The following is a 17,223-nucleotide window of genomic DNA, read 5'->3' on the forward strand; positions in this document are numbered from 1 at the left end:
GGGCTCAGCCGACCTGGACCTCGTTCAGCTCCACGCGGTTGCGGCCGTCGGCGGACTGCGGCAGAGCGGTGAACCAGAGCACGATCGACTGCGTCTGGACCGGCTCGTCGAACGTGAACGTCGTGGTGCCGGAGAGCGGGCCGGATGCCAGGACCTCGCCCTCGGTCGGCTTGTCCGCCGTGGTGGCCCGGATCTCGACGTTCCCACCCGACTCGGACGTCACGATGACCACCTTCGTCACCGTCGACTCCTGCTGGAGCTGGACGGCGAAGCCGATCCCGGCCTTCATGCCGTAGGTCGGCGACACGTAGGTCCGCGAGACCCACATGGTGTCCGGGTTCCCGTCGATGGCCTGGTCGACGAGCTCAGGGTGCTCGTTGTTGTCGCCGTTCGGCGGCGGGTCGACCTGCTGGGCGGAGGCGATCACGGGCGGGACCGTCGTCGGTGCGCTCGTGGCGGTGTCGGTGGGCTCGCTCGGGGAGTCGCTCGGCTCGGCAGAGGCCGACCCGGTCTCGGACGGCTGCAGCGGGGTCGCGAGACCTGCGGTGCCGTCCTCGCTGCCGAACAGGTCCGTCAGTCCCGGTGCGGGGCTCGTGAGGGCGTTCCACGCCCAGAACACGCCGAACAGCAGGGCGGCGACCACGAGCACGATCACCACCGGTGTCGCGTTGAACCTCTTGCGGACCAGGAGGTCCGCGGTGTGGCCGACGATCTCGTCGAAGCCGTGCTGCTCGGTCTCGTGGGCTGTGCCGGGGGCACCGGGCACCGGCGGCGGCGAGCCCGCTGTGCCGCCCCGGCCGCCGGCAGACGGTGCGGGCGTGTCGTCCGAGGTGCGCGAGGACTGGCGAACGGGGACCGACTCGTCGACCGGCGCTGGGAGCCACGACGCCGTGGAGGGAGGCTCCGGCGCGGCGGACGGGGCCGGGACGGTGACCGCGCCCGCGGCCGAGGCAGCCGCGGCGACCCGCGGGTCGGGCCGCCGGACCGCGGGCGGGATGGCCGGCGGCGGTGTGCCGGGCCGGTGCGGGACGGCCGGCTCCTTGCCGTACGCGGTCGAGCGGACCGGGGTGATGGCTTCGGCGTCCGCGACCTCGGGGACCTGCGCGGCCGCGGCCGCGACCTCCGCCTCGTCCAGCTCGACGGTGCCCTCGGCGGGGCTGCTGACGTCGGGCGAGGCGGCCTCGTCGGACGTGTCGTCGGGGGCCTCCGCGACGGGCGTGCCCTCGTCCTCCGTGGCGTCCTGGTCGGTTGGGCTGCTCTCGTCCGCGGTGGCGTCGTCGTCCGCGGGAATCTCGACGCCCGAGTCCTCGGCCGTCGGCTCCTCGGCCGTGGGCTCCTCGGACATGGTGTCATCGGACGTGGTGTCATCGGCGCGGGCCAGGTCAGTCGTGGGCTCCGCGTTGGCCGCGGGCGAGGCCTCGTCGACCTCGCTGCGGCCCTCCGCCTCGCCCGCAGCGGCCAGAGCCGCGGTGGCCGCAACGCCCGCAGCCGCTGCCGCCGCGCCCCCGGGTTCGTGCACGGGCGGGTTCACCGCGCCGCGGACCGGTTCGACGGTCGTGATCCGGCCCCACGGCTCGAGCTCACGAACCAGCTCTGCCGGGCTGTGCGGACCGTCGTCGTGCGGGCCCAGAGTCACCGCGCACAGCGTGTCGAGGTCGTTCGGCACGCCCGGGACGAACTCGGCGGGCGGCACGGGCCGGCCGGAGAGCAGCGGGGCCGGCTGGACGCCGTGGGTCGTCACGCCGGTGGGCGACGGCCAGCGGCCGGTCAGGGCGAGGTAGAGGAGCGAGACCAGGCCGACCGTGTCGGCGCGCGTCGTCGACCGGGCGTCGCCCAGGCCGTGCTCGCTCAGCTCACCGTCGAGGGCGAGCCCCGAGACGACGACCCCGCCGGACGGGGTGATGTGGACCGCCGACGGGCGCAGCGCGAGGTGGTGGACGCCGCGGCGCCGGGCGATCTCCAGGGCCACCGCGGCCTCGCCGATGACGGCGCGCGCCTGGTCGGGCGGGAGGGCCCCGTGTGCCGTGAGCTCGCCCAGGTCGCGGCCCGGGATCCGCTCGGTCACCACGTAGGCCAGACCTTCGTGGTCACCCACGTCGAGCACGCGCAGCAGGCGCGGGTCGGACACCAGGGCGGCTCGACGTGCAGCGTCCTTGGCCTGGGTGACGCGGCCCTCGTGCAGGAGCAGCGCGCGGACCGGGCGATCGAGGATCTGGTCCCGCGCGGTCCAGGCCTCCGCGCCGGGCAGGTCGCACGGCGCGGGGTGGTCCAGGCGGTATCGACCGGACAGCAGCGTGCCCTGGCCGATGCTGACGTCCACCGCCACCCCCATGCTGTCGTCCCGGCCCGCGGTCAGGGCACCCATGCTACGGCGCAGCCGGGAGACGACTGGCGCTGCGATCTGGGCGAGCTCGCCGACGCCGAGCAGGTGGAGCACGAACGCGTACACCGCGGTCATCACGACACCGACCAGCAGGCACACCACGACCGAGGTCATGAACCCCGCGCGGGACAGGTCGCCGAACTGCTGGCTGAGCGGCCAGCCGAGCACGACCGCGGCGACCATGCCGGCGAGCGATGCCAGCGCGACGCGCGCCGACCCTCGGTTGACCATCTCGCCGACCCGGCGCCGGACCGCGAACCCGCCCCATACCGCCCCGAGGACGTAGGAGGTCGCGATCGCCGCTCCGGCGCCGATCGTCCAGGCGGACCGCGGCAGCGTGTACCGGCCCGCCACGGTGACGAGGACGACCACGGCCGCCATCACGACCTGGATCCGGAAGAGGCCGCGCGCGTCCTCGTAGGCGTAGTGCACCCGCTGTGCGAGCGACCAGATGCCCAGCGCCGGGAGGCCAGCCACCAGCGCCACGATGATCGGCGCGAGGGACGCCGACTCCTCGGGTGTGTTGCCGGGGGCGACCAGCCGAGCGATCGGCAGGGCCAACACCGCCACGACGGCAGCCGCGAGGATCGTGAACACCGTGATGAGCCTCGCGCCCGTGTCGACGTCCCGCCGTACCCCCGACGTGTCCCCGGCTGCCGCGTGCCCTGACATCCGGGTGAAGAGCGCGGTGAGCAACGACACGGTGACCAGCGAGTGCGGCAGCATGAAGACCAGGAACGCGTAGCCGTACGCGTTGTTGCCGGCGATCGTCAGGTCGCCCGGGATCGGCGCGCTGTTGGTCACCCTGGTCACCACCAGCACGCCGAGCTGGCCCGCGAGCAGGGCGGCGAAGGTCCACCCGGCCACGCGGCCCGCGGTGGACAGCCCGGCGCCCCGCCAGTCGCGCCGCGGACGGAACCGGAAACCGATCCGGTGCAGCGGCCAGATCAGCACCAGGGCCTGCGTGACGATGCCGAGCGTCGCCGATCCGGCGATGAGCAGGACCGGTCCGATGGTCCATGCGGCGGGGTCCTCGAGCGAGCCGCTGGCCAGGTCGCGGCCGAACAGCACGATGAACGCGCTGAACCCCAGGATCGACACCACGTTGTTCACGACCGGTGCCCACATGTAGGGGCCGAAGCTGCCCCTGGCGTTGAGCACCTGCCCGAGCAGCGTGTAGAGCCCGTAGAAGAAGACCTGGGGGATGCACCACCAGGCGAACACTGTCGCCAGGTGCACCGCTGCGGGGTCGTTCGAGCCGCCGACGACCCGGATGATGAGCGGCGTCAGGGCCGTGGCGAGCAACGTGATGGCCCCGAGGATCGCGATCGAGACCGTCAGCAGCCGGTCGGCGTACTCCTGCCCGCGCCCGCTGCGGTAGGCGCGGACGATCTGTGGCACCAGCACGGCGTTCACGACGCCGCCGGCGACCAGCATGTAGATGATGTTCGGCAGGGTGTTCGCGAGGTTGAACTGGTTCGCGACGATCGTGTTGAGGCCGATCGCGGCGGCGAGGACGGCGTTGCGGACCAGTCCGAGCACGCGTGACACGGCTGTCCCGGTCGCCATCACCGTGGTCGAACGGCCCAACCCCGACCCCGTGCTCACGTCCCTGCCCCCTCGGCCCCCTCTGCGCCGCCTGTGGTCGCGGCCGTCGCGGCCCGTGCGGCACGACCTCGGCCCCGGCCGCGGCGGATGGTGCGCACCAACCCGGTCACGAGGCCGAGCGCCAGGACACCGAAGATGATTGCTGTACCGATGCTCTCCCACTCGGCGCGGACGCGCACCGTCAGGGTCGTGGAGTCGTTGACCAGCACGCCGTCCGGGGTGAGCAGCTGGACCGTGACGGCGACGTTGCCGCTCTGCACGCCGTGCACGGGGATCTGCACGGTCATGGTGGACTCGGCCGGCACCAGGACCTCGACGGTCTCACGAGCCACCAGCCGTGCGTCCGAGGGTTGCAGCCGCACGCCGAGGGTCACGTCCTGGTCCAGCGCGTTGGCGACCTGGAGCGGCAGCTCGCCCGAGCTGGACAGCAGGTTCACGTCGGACGTCTCCGGCACGGTCACGGCGTCCCGCAGCTCGGCCGTCCGCGTCATGGACGCGTTCACCAGCGTCGTGCGCCCGGCCGGGTCTTCGCGCCAGGCGAGGGCAGCGGGTGCGAGCCGCTCGGCGTCCAGGTCGCCCAGCAGCTCCTCGGGGTGGCTCGCCATGGTGGAGAGCGCCTCGCGCTCGTTGACCGCGTCGTCGACGGCTCCCAGCGTGACGGCCGAGACCTCCGCGTCGGACGAGATCGTCGCGGGCAAGGTGCCGCGCTCGATGTCGCTCGCTGCGGAGGCGAGTCCGTTCAGGTCGGCGATCGCGACGAACGGTGCCTCCTCGAGCGCGCTGAGCTCGGCGCGGACGACCTCGACGTCCGGATCCCAGTCGCGCGGCACGCTGAGCAGCATGTGCCGGGGGTCGGCGGGCCGCTCTCGGGTGATCACCGCCAGCTCGGCGAGCAGGTCGGCCGCCGCGGTCGCACCGGTCGGGGCTGCGTCGTTGCCGGCCGTCCCGGTACCGAGCACCGTGCCCGTGGTCAACGCCGAGGAGAGTCGGGCGTCCGGGACCAGGACCACGGCGTCACCGGCGGCCGTCGCGACGGTGGTCTGCCCCGACGGCGTGTAGGTCAGCACCGAGGGCGCAGGGAGCTCGCCCGGGCCGACCACCAGGGGGCGGCCCTCGCCGGCCGCCCACGCCGCCACCGTGAGGTCGGGCAGAGACTCGGCCGGCAGCACGAGCTCGGTGGTCGGCTCCAGGCCGAGCTCGGACACGCGGCTCGCCGAGCGCTGCTCGGCGAGGGTGAGCAGGCTCTCGGCGCCGTCGTGCACGAGGGCGGTGACGTCGGCGTCGCCCCACGGCAGCGTCACCACACCCTGGTCCGCCGACGCGGTGGCCAGCGACCGGGCCCAGGACGCGGGCCCGGGGCCCGTCGACGACTCGGCGTCGGAGTCGAGGGCCGTGCTCAGCAACCAGGGGTCGACCGCCCAGGTCACGGCCGGCGAGTCCGTCGCGGCGAGCAGGTCACCGAGACGCCCGCCGGGCGAGGTGAGCCTGGAGACCTGCCGAGCGGCGTCCTCGCCCGGCGCGGGCCCGGTGACGGGGACGATCACGCTCACCGAGGTGTGCTGGTCGTTCTGCACGGGGTACCAGACGATGAAGGTTCGGGCCACGCCCTGACGGAGCCGGGTGGCGTCCGCGACGTCCACGAGCTCGAGACCGAGTCCCCGGGCGCCCCACGACCAGCTGTTCGACGGAAGGGCGATGCTCGACGCCGGCACGGTCAGGGTCACGGTGCGGGACTGCCCGGCGGCCAGCGGCTGGTCGAGGTCCTGGGTGAGCACCGTGGCACCGAGGGACTCGTACGGCCCGGCGTCGCGCCACAGGTCGAGCGAGCTGCGGCTGACGAACCCGGACCGGTTCAGGTGCACCAGGACCCTCGGCTGGGCGAGGTCGGTGCTTCCGGCGTTGGTGAGCTTCACCGTGATCGTCAGGTCGGTGCGGGGCGTCAGCACGGTGGGCGAGAGGTCGGTGATCGAGACCTGCACGGTGGGCGACGTCTCCGTGCGGAGCACGTTCGGGATCCCGCTCGACGCGGCGTTCGACGCGACCGCGCCCGTGACCCCGTCAGGGATGCCGACGGCGCCCGCTGCGACCGCGGACGCCGGCAGGAGCAGGGCGGCGAGCACGGCGGTGACGGCACCCAGCCGCGCGCGGGATCGAGGCCGGCTCACGTCTCGTCGGCGAGTGCAGCCCGCGCCGCGTCGGCGAGCCGACGCTCGTTCGGGTAGGACAGGCGGGCGTGCAGGTCCTCGAGCGCGACCCAGGCCACGTCCTCGGCCTCGCCGTCGGGGTCCCCGGCCACGGTGAGCTCGCCGCCCACCGCCTCGAGCAGGAAGTGGTGGACCACCTTGTGCACCCGGCGGTCCTCGCCGGTGAACCAGTAGTCGATCGAGCCGAGCGCCTTCCGGACGATTCCGGTGATGCCGGTCTCCTCGGCGATCTCCCGGACCGCAGCCTCGGCGGGGGTCTCGGTGCCCTCGAGATGCCCCTTGGGCAGGCACCACTCGAGGCGTCCGGCACGGTTGCGGCGCGCGATCACGGCGGCGCGCAGCTCGGCATCGACCACCAGGCCGCCGGCCGACGTCTCCTCGACCACGGGGAGTCGGGAGGCCCGGACCACGGTGCGCCGTTCGATGCGCAGCCGGTGCCCGCCGGGCGGCGGGGGGACCCGGTCGCCGGGAACGGCTGCGTGTGACATGTCGCCACTGTAACGATCCCGGTCGTGCCGGACCGCGTCGCCCGGCCGGGGTTCTGGCACGCTGGTGTGCCGTGCCAGCCACTACGCCCTCACCCGAGCTCCTCGCGCTGCAGCGACGCGCCGCAGCCGTGCTCGCCTCGCTGCCCGCCGAGGCGCTCGAGCTGGGAGCCGCGTTCCGGGCCGCGGGCCACGAGCTGGCCCTGGTCGGTGGCCCGGTCCGGGACGCGTTCCTGGGTCGCGCCTCGAGCGATCTCGACTTCACCACGTCGGCGACGCCGGACGAGACCCAGGAGCTGCTCGCCGCCTGGGGTGACGCGCACTGGGACATCGGCAAGGAGTTCGGGACCATCGGCGCCCGGCGGTTCGCCGGCAAGGGCCGCGACGACGTCGTGGTCGAGGTGACCACCTACCGCACCGACGAGTACGACCCGGCGTCACGCAAGCCGCTCGTCGCGTTCGGCGACACCCTCGAGGGCGACCTGTCCCGCCGGGACTTCACCGTCAACGCGCTCGCGGTACGGCTGCCGTCACTGGAGTTCGTCGACCCGTTCGACGGCCTGAGCGACCTCGCCGCGCGGGTGCTGCGCACGCCGATCGCACCGGAGCGCTCGTTCGACGACGACCCGCTGCGGATGATGCGCGCGGCCCGGTTCGTGTCCCAGCTCGGGGCCCGGCTGCACCCGGACGTCGCCGAGGCGATCAGCGCCATGGCCCAGCGGATCGAGATCGTCTCGGCCGAGCGGGTGCGCGACGAGCTGGTCAAGCTGCTGCTCACCGACAACCCGCGGCCGGGCCTGGAGGTCCTGGTCGACTCCGGGCTGGCCGACCACGTGCTGCCGGAGCTCACGGCGCTGCAGCTCGAGATCGACGAGCACCACCGCCACAAGGACGTCTACCAGCACTCGCTCACCGTCCTCGCGCAGGCGATCGCGCTGGAGACCGGGACGCAGGCCGAGCCCACCGGGCCGGTGCCCGGGCCGGACCTCCAGCTGCGGCTCGCTGCGCTGCTGCACGACATCGGCAAGCCGGCCACGCGGCGTTTCGAGCCCGGTGGCGGGGTGAGCTTCCACCACCACGAGGTGGTCGGGGCGAAGCTCGTCGCGAAGCGGCTCAAGGCGCTGCGGTTCGACAAGGAGACGGTGCAGGCGGTGGCCAAGCTCACCGAGCTGCACCTGAGGTTCCACGGGTACGGCGAGCAGGCCTGGACCGACTCGGCGGTCCGCCGCTACGTCACGGACGCCGGGCCGCTGCTCGAGCGCCTGCACCGGCTGACCCGCTCGGACTGCACGACGCGGAACAAGCGCAAGGCCGACCGGCTGTCGTTCGCCTACGACGACCTGGAGCACCGGATCGGCGTGCTGCGCGAGAAGGAGGAGCTCGCCGCGGTCCGCCCGGACCTGGACGGGCAGCAGATCATGGCGATCCTGGGGATCGGACCGGGCCCGGTGATCGGTGAGGCCTACCGCTTCCTGCTCGACCTGCGGATGGAGCACGGGCCGCAGGACCCGGCCGAGGCCGAGCGCGCACTGCGCGAGTGGTGGGCGGCCCGGGAGGGCTGAGGAACCGTCGGCCGCGACCCGCTCCGTGCCGGGCGGGCCGTGCCCTGCTTCGTGCCCCGCTCCGTGCCGAAGGTCGTGCTCAGGGCTGCGGGTCGGCGGGGCGCCGGACCACGAGCAGGCACACGTCGTCGTGCAGGTCCGGGCCGAGCAAGGTTCCGACCAGCAGGTCGCGCGCCTCGGCGGCGGACGCCGTCACCGGGACCCGCGCGAGGGTCTCGCGGAGCGCCTCGAGGCCCTCCCGCAGACCGCGGTCACGGCGCTCGACCAGCCCGTCGGAGTAGGCGACGAGGGTCGCGCCCGGCGGCAGCTCCGCGGTCGCCACAGGGGTGACGTCGTCGATGGCCGGCACCCCGACCGGGGTGCGCAGTGCGCCGTCCAGCGCTCGAACCGATCCGTCGGGCATCAGCACCATGGGTGGCGGGTGACCCGCGCGGGAGTACTCGAGGCGGCCGTCCCGCAGTCGCAGGTAGGTGCACGTCGCGATGTCGGCCATGCCGAGGCCGCGCACCAGCTCGTCCAGGTGCTCCACGACGTGGTTCGCGGGTGCGCCGCTCCACGCGTAGGAGCGCAGCACCGAGCGGAGCTGCCCCATCGCGGCGGCCGCGCCGAGGTCGTGCCCCACGACGTCGCCCACGGCGAGCCCGATCGCGCCGTCCGGCAGCGTCATGACGTCGAACCAGTCGCCACCGACCTCGGCGGGGCGCTGGGCGGGCAGGTAGGTCGCGGCGACGTCGAGGCCCTCGACCTCGGGCACCTCGGGCAGCATCCGTCGTTGCAGGGTCAGCGCGGCGGCCCGCTCCCGCTCGTAGAGGCGCACGTTGTCCAGGCCGAGCCCGGCCCGGTGGGCGACGTGCTCGGTGGTGACGACGTGCCTGCGCGGGAAGGTTCCCTCGGCGAGCACGAGCACGATCACGCCGATCACGCGGTTGCGGGCCCGCAGGGGCACGACGAGCGCGGTGCCGACCCCGAGTCGCCGGAGCAGGGCGAGCTGCTCGGGTGTGGTGCGCTCGGGCAGGCCGGCCGCGTCGATCCGGAACGGCTCGGGCCACGCGTCGCTCTCCCCGGTGAGCGCGGCCCGGACCGACGGTGACCTGGTCAGCCAGGACAGGTCGAGCGCCTGGAGGGCGGCGGCGTCCGGGAGGTCTCGGGAGTCGGCGACCGCGACGTGCAGCCGGTCGACCCGGCCACGGTCGTCGACCGTGGCGACGTAGCCCCAGTCCGAGAACTCGCGGACCAGGATCTCCGCGAGAGTGCGGACCGCGGCGTCGTACTCGAGGTTGCGGGCCAGCCCCTCGGTCACCCGCGCGAGGAGCTGCAGGCGCGCGCGGTCGTCGGTCGCGGCCTCGAGCTCGGCCTCCCGGCGGCGCTGCGCCTCGATCCGGTCGGTCACGTCGGCCTGGATCCCGACGTGGTGGGTGACCCTGCCGTCGTCGTCGAGGACCGGCGAGATCACCAGCTGGTTCCAGAACGGGGTGCCGTCGGCGCGGTAGTTGATCAGCGTCTCGGCGACGGTGCGTCCTTCCCGGAGGCCCGCTCGGATCCGGTCGACCGCGGCGGGGTCGGTCTCCGGCCCCTGGAGGAACCGGCAGTTGCGGCCGAGCACCGCGCTCGCCGAGTAGCCGGTGACCTTCTCGAACGCCGGGTTGACCCAGACGAGCGGGTCGTCGGGCAGCGTCGGGTCGGAGATCGTGAACGAGAGGTCGCTGGCCGTCGCGGCCCTCGCGTGCAGGTCCGCGCCGAGGGCGGCCGCGAGGTCGGCGGGCACGGGCCCGCCAGGGGCCTCGTCCCGCTCGGTCTCGGTCACGCCGCGAGCCTAGGTGGCCGGGACCGGTCGAGACGAGACCGTGCGGTAGACCAGCGCGGTGACCAGGTAGAGGACGGCGAGGCCGAGGAACGTCGCCGGCGACTCCCCGGTGTCCGGCAGCGCCACCGCGCCGAGGGCCGCCGCCCCCACGAACGCGGCGTTGTAGAGCATGTCGTACAGCGCGAAGGCCCGGCCGCGGAACTCGTCGTCGGTGTCCCGCTGGACGATCGTGTCCACCGCGATCTTGGCGCCCTGTGCGGTGAGGCCCAGCAGCCCTGCGCTCGCGAGCACGGTGACGCGGCTGACACCGGCGAGCAGGACGAGCTGGCCGATCGCGCCGGTGGCGAGGCACACCACGATCCAGGTCCGCGGCAGCATCCGCTGCGTGGCGAACGGGGTGAGGACCACGGCGAGCGCGAAGCCGGCACCCGAGACGGCGAGCACCGTCGCGAACATGGTGAGGCCGGCGTCGGTGTCCGCCGGGTCCGAGAGCACGTTCCGGGACAGCAGGATGCTCGCGATGAGCATCGCGCCGTAGATGAAGCGGTGCACCGCCATGACGCCCAGAGCGGCGGCCGGGGTGCGCCGGGCGACCAGGTGGCGCACACCCTCCGCGAGGCCGTGGACCAGGTGGCTCAGCTCGCGCCGCAGCTCGGCGGCGTCCGCGCGGTGCGTGGGACCGAGCTCGTCCGGGCCGAGCCGCAGCGCCAGCGCCGACGCGGCGGCGAACAGCAGTGCCGCGCCGATCAGCACGACCGCGTCGTGCGCGGGTCCGGCCGGCGTGAGCAGACCGGCGACGAAGCCCGCGCCAGCCCCCACCCCGGCGGCCACCGCGCCGAACGTCGGGCTGATCGTGTTGGCGATCAGCAGCTCGTCCGGCGGGACCACCCGGGGCAGGCCGGCTGACAGCGCGGAGAGCAGGAAGCGGTTCACGCCGAGGGTCACGAGGCTGAGCACGTAGACGGCCGGTCCCACGCCGACCGTGACCATCAGCGTCGCGAGGACCAGGGTTAGCACGACCCGGATCGCGTTGCCGACCATCAGCACCTGGCGCCGGCGCCAGCGGTCGAGAAGCACGCCGGCCCACGGCCCGACCAGCGTGAACGGCAGCAGCAGCACGGCGAACGCGGCCGCGACGTCGGCGGCCGTCGCGAGGCGTTCGGGGTTGAAGAAGAACAGTGTCGCGAGGCCGACCTGGAACGCACCGTCACCGGTCTGCGACACCAGGCGCACCGTGAACAGCTTGCGGAAGCCCGCGTGCACCGCGACGCCCCGCAGGTCGGACCACACGCTCACGCGACCACGTCCACCGGGCCCGACCGTCCTGTCACGCTCCGCAGGGTATCCGCGCGTCGGCCTGAGCCCTGCACCGCTGCCCGAACCCACCCCCGGCCGAGGCGCGGCGGTCCACGATGGAGGGGTGGGTGCGCTGCCCGGGGCGGCAGAGCCGTGGAGCATGTCCGCCACCGAGGTCGCGGCGGAGGCCGCGACGGACCCGGCGGTCGGTCTCACCGCCACGACGGCGGCCGACCGCCTGGCTCACGACGGCCCGAACGAGGTCGAGCCGGAGCCGCCGGTGCCGACCTGGCGGCGCTTCCTCGCCGCGCTCGCCGACCCGCTCGTGGTGCTGCTGCTGGTCGCCGTGGTGGTCGCGGTCGCCGTCTGGCTCGTCGAGGGCGCGCACGGCCTGCCGATCGACGCGCTCGTCATCGCGGCGATCGTGGTCGCCAACGCCGTCCTCGGCCTGGTGCAGGAACGGCGTGCCGAGGGTGCGGTCGAGGCGCTCGCGACGCTGTCCGCCGCGCGGGCGACCGTCCTGCGCGACGGCGAGCCCGCGGAGATCCCGGCCCGCGAGGTCGTGGTCGGGGACGTGCTGCTGCTGGCCGAGGGTGATCGGGTCGCGGCGGACGGCAGGCTGGTGACGGCCACGGCGCTCGCGGTCGACGAGGCCTCGCTCACGGGTGAGTCGACCCCGGTGGACAAGGACCCGGCCGCGGTGCCCGCCGACACGGTGCTCGCCGAACGGGCCTGCCTGGTGCTCGGCGGCAGCCCGGTGCTGCGAGGCACCGGGCGCGCCGTGGTCACGGCGACCGGTGCGGACACCGAGACCGGCCGCATCGCCGAGCTGCTCGAGCACACCGCGGCGGACCCGACGCCGCTGCAGCGCGAGATGGGCCGGGTCGGCCGGAGCCTGGGGTTCGCGGTCGCGGTGATCGCGGTCGTCGTGGTGATCGCGGTTGCGCTGACGTCGCCGCTCCGCACACCGTCCGACGCGGTCGCGGTGCTGCTGCTCGGCGTCTCGCTCGCCGTCGCCGCGGTGCCCGAGGGGCTTCCGGCCGTGCTGTCCGTGGTGCTCGCGATCGGCGTGCAGCGGATGGCCCGCAGGCACGCGATCGTCACCCGGCTGTCGTCGGTGGAGACCCTCGGGTCGGCGTCGGTGGTCTGCACCGACAAGACCGGCACGCTCACCTCGGCGGCGATGACGGTGCGGCGGGTGGTGACCGCGTCGGGTGCGGTCGAGGTCGACGGCGACGGCTTCGACCCGGCCGGTGCGGTGCGCGACGGCGGCGCCCCGCTCGACCCGGCGTCCGCGCTGGGCCGGGAGGTCGCGCTCACGCTCGGCGGCGGTGCACTCGCATCGGACGGGTCCGTGCGGCGGGAGGACGGTCGGTGGACCGCGGTCGGCGACCCGACCGAGGCGGCACTCGTGGTCGCGGCGCGGAAGGCGGCCGGCGCCGACGGTCCCGCCGCGTGGCTGCGGCAGGCCGAGGCGCCGTTCACCTCGACCCGCAAGCGGATGAGCGTGCTCGCGCTCGACCCGGCCACCGGGCGTCGGGTCCTGGTGGTCAAGGGTGCGCCGGACGTGCTCCTGGAGCGCTGCACCGCGGTGACGGTGGGCAGCGGGTCCGCTCGGCTCGCCGAACACCTCGACCGGGTCCGGGACGAGCTGGCAGCGATGGCCGACGACGCGCTGCGCACGCTCGCGGTCGCGATCCGGGTGGTCGACGCACCGAACCGGACCGCGCTGGACCAGACGGCAGACGGCCCGGAGCCGCCGACCGGATCGAGCCCGCCGCCGCCCGCCGCGCTCGATCCCGACACGGTGGCCGCGCTCGAGGAGGACCTCACCCTTGTCGGCATCGTCGGGATGATGGACCCTCCGCGCCCGCAGGCAGCAGCGGCGGTCGCCGAGGCGCACCGCGCCGGGATCCGGGTCGCGATGATCACCGGCGACCACCCCCGCACCGCTCGCCGGGTGGCCGACGACGTCGGGATCGGCGGCTCCGGTGTGCTCACCGGCGCGGACCTGGACCGCCTCGACGACGCCGACCTGCCGGGCGCCCTGGACGCCGCCCGGGTGGTCGCCCGGGTCAGCCCCGAGCACAAGCTGCGGATCGTCGAGGCGCTGCAGGCCCGGCACGACGTGGTCGCGATGACCGGTGACGGCGTGAACGACGCCCCTGCGCTGCGCGCCGCGGACATCGGGGTCGCGATGGGGATCACCGGCACCGAGGTGAGCCGCCGCGCGGCGGACATGGTGCTCGCCGACGACGACGTCGCGACGATCGTCGCTGCGGTCTCCGAGGGCCGGGTGATCGTCACGAACATCCGGGCGTTCCTGCGCTACCTGCTCTCGTCGAACATCGGCGAGGTGCTCACCGTGCTGGTCGGAGTCCTCGCGGCGGGGCTGCTCGGCCTGACCGGGCACGGCGAGAACGTGGTCGTGCCGCTCCTGGCGACCCAGATCCTGTGGGTGAACCTGCTCACCGACAGTGCCCCGGCCCTCGCGCTCGGCGTGGACCGGCCCGTCGAGGACCTGATGGGCCGGCCGCCGCGTCGACCCGACCAGCGGATCATCGACGCCGCCATGTGGCGCGGGGTGCTGCTGGTCGGCGCGGTGATGGCCGGGGTGACGCTCGCGGCCCTCGACCTGTACCTGCCCGGCGGGCTGGTCGAGGCGCCCGGAGCCGGGGACCTCGCCACGGCGCGCACCGCGGCGTTCACGGTGCTCGTGCTCGCGCAGCTGGTCAACGCGCTCGCGGCCCGCTCGGAGTCGGTCACTGCGTTGCACGGGCTGACCACCAACGGGTGGTTGTGGGGCGCGATCGCGCTGTCCGCAGCGCTGCAGGTCGCGGTGGTGCACGTGCCGGTGCTCCAGCGCGCGTTCGGCACCGCCCCGCTGACGGCCGGTCAGTGGCTGGTGTGCGTCGCGCTCGCGAGCGTCGTGCTGGTCGCCACCGAGCTGCGCAAGGGCATGCTCGCCGCCGGAAGCCTGGCCAAGAGACGAGCGCCGACGGCATGATCGTTGCGGGGGTCGAACGACCTCCGCGATCCCAGGAGCACGCGATGACCCAGAGTCCCGCACCTGTCGAGAAGCCGCAGCCGATGGCCGGCGAGCCCTACCTCCTCGAAGCGGACGAGGTGATCGCCCAGCTCGCGTCGGACGCCGACCAGGGCCTGACGTCGGCGGAGGCCGCGGCCCGGCTCGCCTCCTACGGCCCGAACACCATCGCCGCGGAGCCGCCGCCGTCGGTCTGGATGGTCGTGCTCGGCCAGCTCCGCGACCCGATGCAGCTCATGCTCGCCGCGGTCGCGATCGTCAGCTTCCTCATCGCACAGACCTCGACCGGTGTGCTCGTGGCGCTGCTCGTGGTGCTGAACGTCATCCTCGGGACCCGCCAGGAGCTCGCGGCGCGGGCCAGCGTCGACGCGCTCGCGACCATGCAGGTGCCGCAGACCAGGGTCCGGCGGGACGGCACGGTGCTCCAGATCCCCGCGGTCGACGTGGTCCCGGGTGACGTGGTGCTGGTCGAGGCGGGCGACCTGGTGCCGGCGGACGGCCGGCTGGTCCGGGCGGCGTCGCTGGAGACCCAGGAGGCGGCCCTGACCGGGGAGAGCGCCCCGATCGCGAAGGACCCGGCCGTCCTCGCCGGTGAGGTGACCCTCGGCGACCGCGCCAACATGCTGTTCCAGAACACCTCGGTGACCCGCGGCACCGGCACGATCGCCGTGACCGCGACCGGGATGGGCACCCAGATGGGCGAGATCGCCTCGATGCTCTCCTCGGTGACCCGCACCAAGTCGCCGTTGCAGCGCGAGCTGGACTCGCTGACCCGGCTGCTCGGCACGATCGCGTGGGGCGCGGTCGCCGTGATCGTGGTGCTCGGGCTGATGCGGGGCATGGACGGCGCCGACGTCCTGCTGCTCGGCATCGCGATGGCGATCTCCGCGATCCCGACCGGTCTGCCGACGTTCGTCACCGGGATGCTCTCCTACGGCGCCCGGCAGCTCGCCGACGCGAAGGCCGTGGTGAAGAACCTCACCGACGTCGAGACGCTCGGCGCGACCAGTGCGATCAACACCGACAAGACCGGCACGCTGACCATGAACGAGATGATGGTCTCGACGCTGTTCGCGGCCGATCACTGGTACACGGTCGACGGCGAGGGCTACAAGATGACCGGCGCGATCCGGTCGGTCGCGGGCGTCGAGGTGCCGGACCTCACGCGTCTCGCGCTGGGCCTCGTGCTCGCGTCGGACGCGACGGTCGACCGCGACCTCACCGTGGTGGGCGACCCGACCGAGGCCGCACTCGTGGTCCTCGCGGGCAAGCTCGGGGTCGACGCCGAGGAGACCCGCCGCGCCTACCCGCGCCTGGCCGAGGTCCCGTTCGACTCCGAGTACAAGTTCATGGCCACCTTCCACGAGGCCGAGGTCGACGGCACCACCCGGACCATCGAGCTCGTCAAGGGTGCGCCGGACGTGGTGCTCGCGCGGTGCGCGCAGACCGGCGGCCCGCTGCGGGGGTCCGAGGGGTTGTCGCCCGAGTCCCGGGCCGCGATCGAGGAGGCCAACGCCCGGATGGGCGAGAAGGGCCTGCGGGTGCTGGCCTTCGCGGCGCGCGTGCTCGACGACGCCGACCTGACCACCATGCGCTCCGACCCGATGGCACTGACCCAGGACCTGTCCTTCGTGGCGATGGTGGGCATCATCGACCCGCTTCGCCCCGAGGCGAAGGGCGCCGTGCGCACGGCGCTCCGGGCCGGCATCGACGTCCGGATGATCACCGGGGACCATGCGGTCACCGCGAAGGCGATCGGCGAGGACCTGGGCCTCGGGCCGGGCGCGATCTCCGGCGCCGAGCTCCAGGGGATGTCCGACGCGCGCCTCGAGCAGCGCCTGCCCGACCTGCACGTGTTCGGTCGGGTCACCCCGGAGGACAAGCTGCGCCTCGCGCAGGTGATGCAGCGCAGCGGCCTGGTGGTCGCGATGACCGGCGACGCGGTCAACGACGCGGCGGCGCTCAAGCAGGCCGACATCGGCGTCGCGATGGGCAGCGGTAGCGAGGTGTCCAAGCAGGCCGCGCGGATGATCCTGACCGACGACAACTTCGGCACGCTCGTGCACGCGGTCGAGCTCGGCCGGTCGATCTACGACAAGATCGTCGCCTACATCCGCTACCAGATGAGCCAGCTGCTCTCGCTCGTCCTGCTGTTCCTCACGGCGAGCATCTTCGCGATCAACGACGGCGTCGCGATGACGCCGATCATGGTGCTGTTCCTGAACTTCTTCGTCTCGGTGTTCCCGGTGATCGCGATCATGACGGCCGCGGGTGACCCGGACGTGATGCGGCGGCCACCGCGTGACGCGTCGGTCCCGCTCGCGAACCCCGGTGCGGTGGCGCGCTGGGTGCTGTACGGCGGGGTGCTCTTCCTCGCGGGCCTGGTGCCGTTGGTCTGGGGCCCGGACGAGCCGAGCCCGGACCACGCGAGCGCGTCGATGACCATGACCTTCGTGGTCATCGGTCTCGGCACGGTGCTCAGCGGTCTGGTGATGCGCCGTGAGCCGGGCAGCGGCCTGGTGCCGCCGATCATGCAGGCGGCGAAGGTCCTGGCGATCCCGGCCGTGCTGATCGTGCTGTCCACCGAGCTCGGCTTCCTGCAGCGCTGGCTCACGACCCAGTCGCTGACCGGCTCGGAGTGGCTGGCCTGCCTGGGGCTGACGCTGGTCGTGGGTGCGGTCGTGGAGATCGACAAGTGGGTCCGGCGCCGTCGCATCCCGGCGACGCGGGCCGAGGAGGTCGAGGTGGCGGTCAGCCCCGCGCGCGGGCGGACCCACGAGGCGTAGTGCGGGCTCGGCCGACCCGGGTCCGCCGGATCGGCCGGAGCCCCGGCGA

The 17,223-nt window shown here is 73.9% G+C and carries 8 protein-coding genes; 3 read left to right on the forward strand and 5 right to left on the reverse strand.

Annotated features, from left to right (window positions below; all coding sequences use genetic code 11):
* Positions 1–4: 4 nt before the first annotated feature.
* Genes OEB99_RS00890 through OEB99_RS00900 form a run of 3 tightly spaced genes read right to left on the reverse strand, consistent with a single transcriptional unit; the run spans position 5 to position 6,683 of the window.
* A complete protein-coding gene (locus tag OEB99_RS00890; RefSeq protein WP_263507717.1) occupies positions 5–3,991 on the reverse strand; it encodes a lipid II flippase MurJ in 3,987 nt (1,328 codons plus the stop codon).
* Positions 3,988–6,156, reverse strand: coding sequence for a DUF6049 family protein (locus OEB99_RS00895; RefSeq protein ID WP_263507718.1), 2,169 nt, complete (start codon positions 6,154–6,156; stop codon positions 3,988–3,990). Before OEB99_RS00895 ends, OEB99_RS00890 begins: the two co-directional genes overlap by 4 nt.
* On the reverse strand, positions 6,153–6,683 hold the full coding sequence (locus OEB99_RS00900) for an NUDIX hydrolase (RefSeq protein WP_263507719.1): 531 nt from the start codon (positions 6,681–6,683) through the stop codon (positions 6,153–6,155). The genes OEB99_RS00895 and OEB99_RS00900 overlap by 4 nt, the downstream gene beginning before the upstream one ends.
* Before the next feature lie 71 nt (positions 6,684–6,754).
* Here OEB99_RS00900 and OEB99_RS00905 point away from each other — a divergent pair, with 71 nt between their 5' ends.
* Complete coding sequence (locus tag OEB99_RS00905; protein WP_263507720.1) at positions 6,755–8,242, forward strand: CCA tRNA nucleotidyltransferase; 1,488 nt, start codon at positions 6,755–6,757, stop codon at positions 8,240–8,242.
* Positions 8,243–8,321: 79 nt separating this feature from the next.
* On the opposite strand, the gene OEB99_RS00910 is transcribed toward OEB99_RS00905, so the two are convergent.
* Together OEB99_RS00910 and OEB99_RS00915 are read right to left on the reverse strand one after the other, a co-directional pair.
* The gene (locus OEB99_RS00910; RefSeq protein WP_263507721.1) at positions 8,322–10,046 is read right to left on the reverse strand and encodes a SpoIIE family protein phosphatase; all 1,725 of its coding nucleotides are present in this window, start codon (positions 10,044–10,046) and stop codon (positions 8,322–8,324) included.
* Positions 10,047–10,055: 9 nt separating this feature from the next.
* Positions 10,056–11,342 carry an MFS transporter gene (locus OEB99_RS00915; protein ID WP_263507723.1) on the reverse strand — a complete coding sequence of 429 codons (1,287 nt, stop codon included), beginning with the start codon at positions 11,340–11,342 and terminating at the stop codon, positions 10,056–10,058.
* 124 nt (positions 11,343–11,466) lie between these two features.
* Here OEB99_RS00915 and OEB99_RS00920 point away from each other — a divergent pair, with 124 nt between their 5' ends.
* Together OEB99_RS00920 and OEB99_RS00925 are read left to right on the forward strand one after the other, a co-directional pair.
* Positions 11,467–14,349: a cation-translocating P-type ATPase gene (locus tag OEB99_RS00920; RefSeq protein WP_263507724.1), complete on the forward strand. Its 2,883-nt coding sequence runs from the start codon at positions 11,467–11,469 to the stop codon at positions 14,347–14,349.
* A gap of 44 nt (positions 14,350–14,393) precedes the next feature.
* Positions 14,394–17,174 (forward strand): cation-translocating P-type ATPase, encoded by a 2,781-nt coding sequence (locus tag OEB99_RS00925; protein ID WP_263507726.1) that lies wholly within the window; start codon positions 14,394–14,396, stop codon positions 17,172–17,174.
* The last annotated feature ends 49 nt before the right edge of the window (positions 17,175–17,223 follow it).

The sequence above is a fragment of the Actinotalea endophytica genome (assembly GCF_025717005.1).
Classification (GTDB): domain Bacteria; phylum Actinomycetota; class Actinomycetes; order Actinomycetales; family Cellulomonadaceae; genus Actinotalea.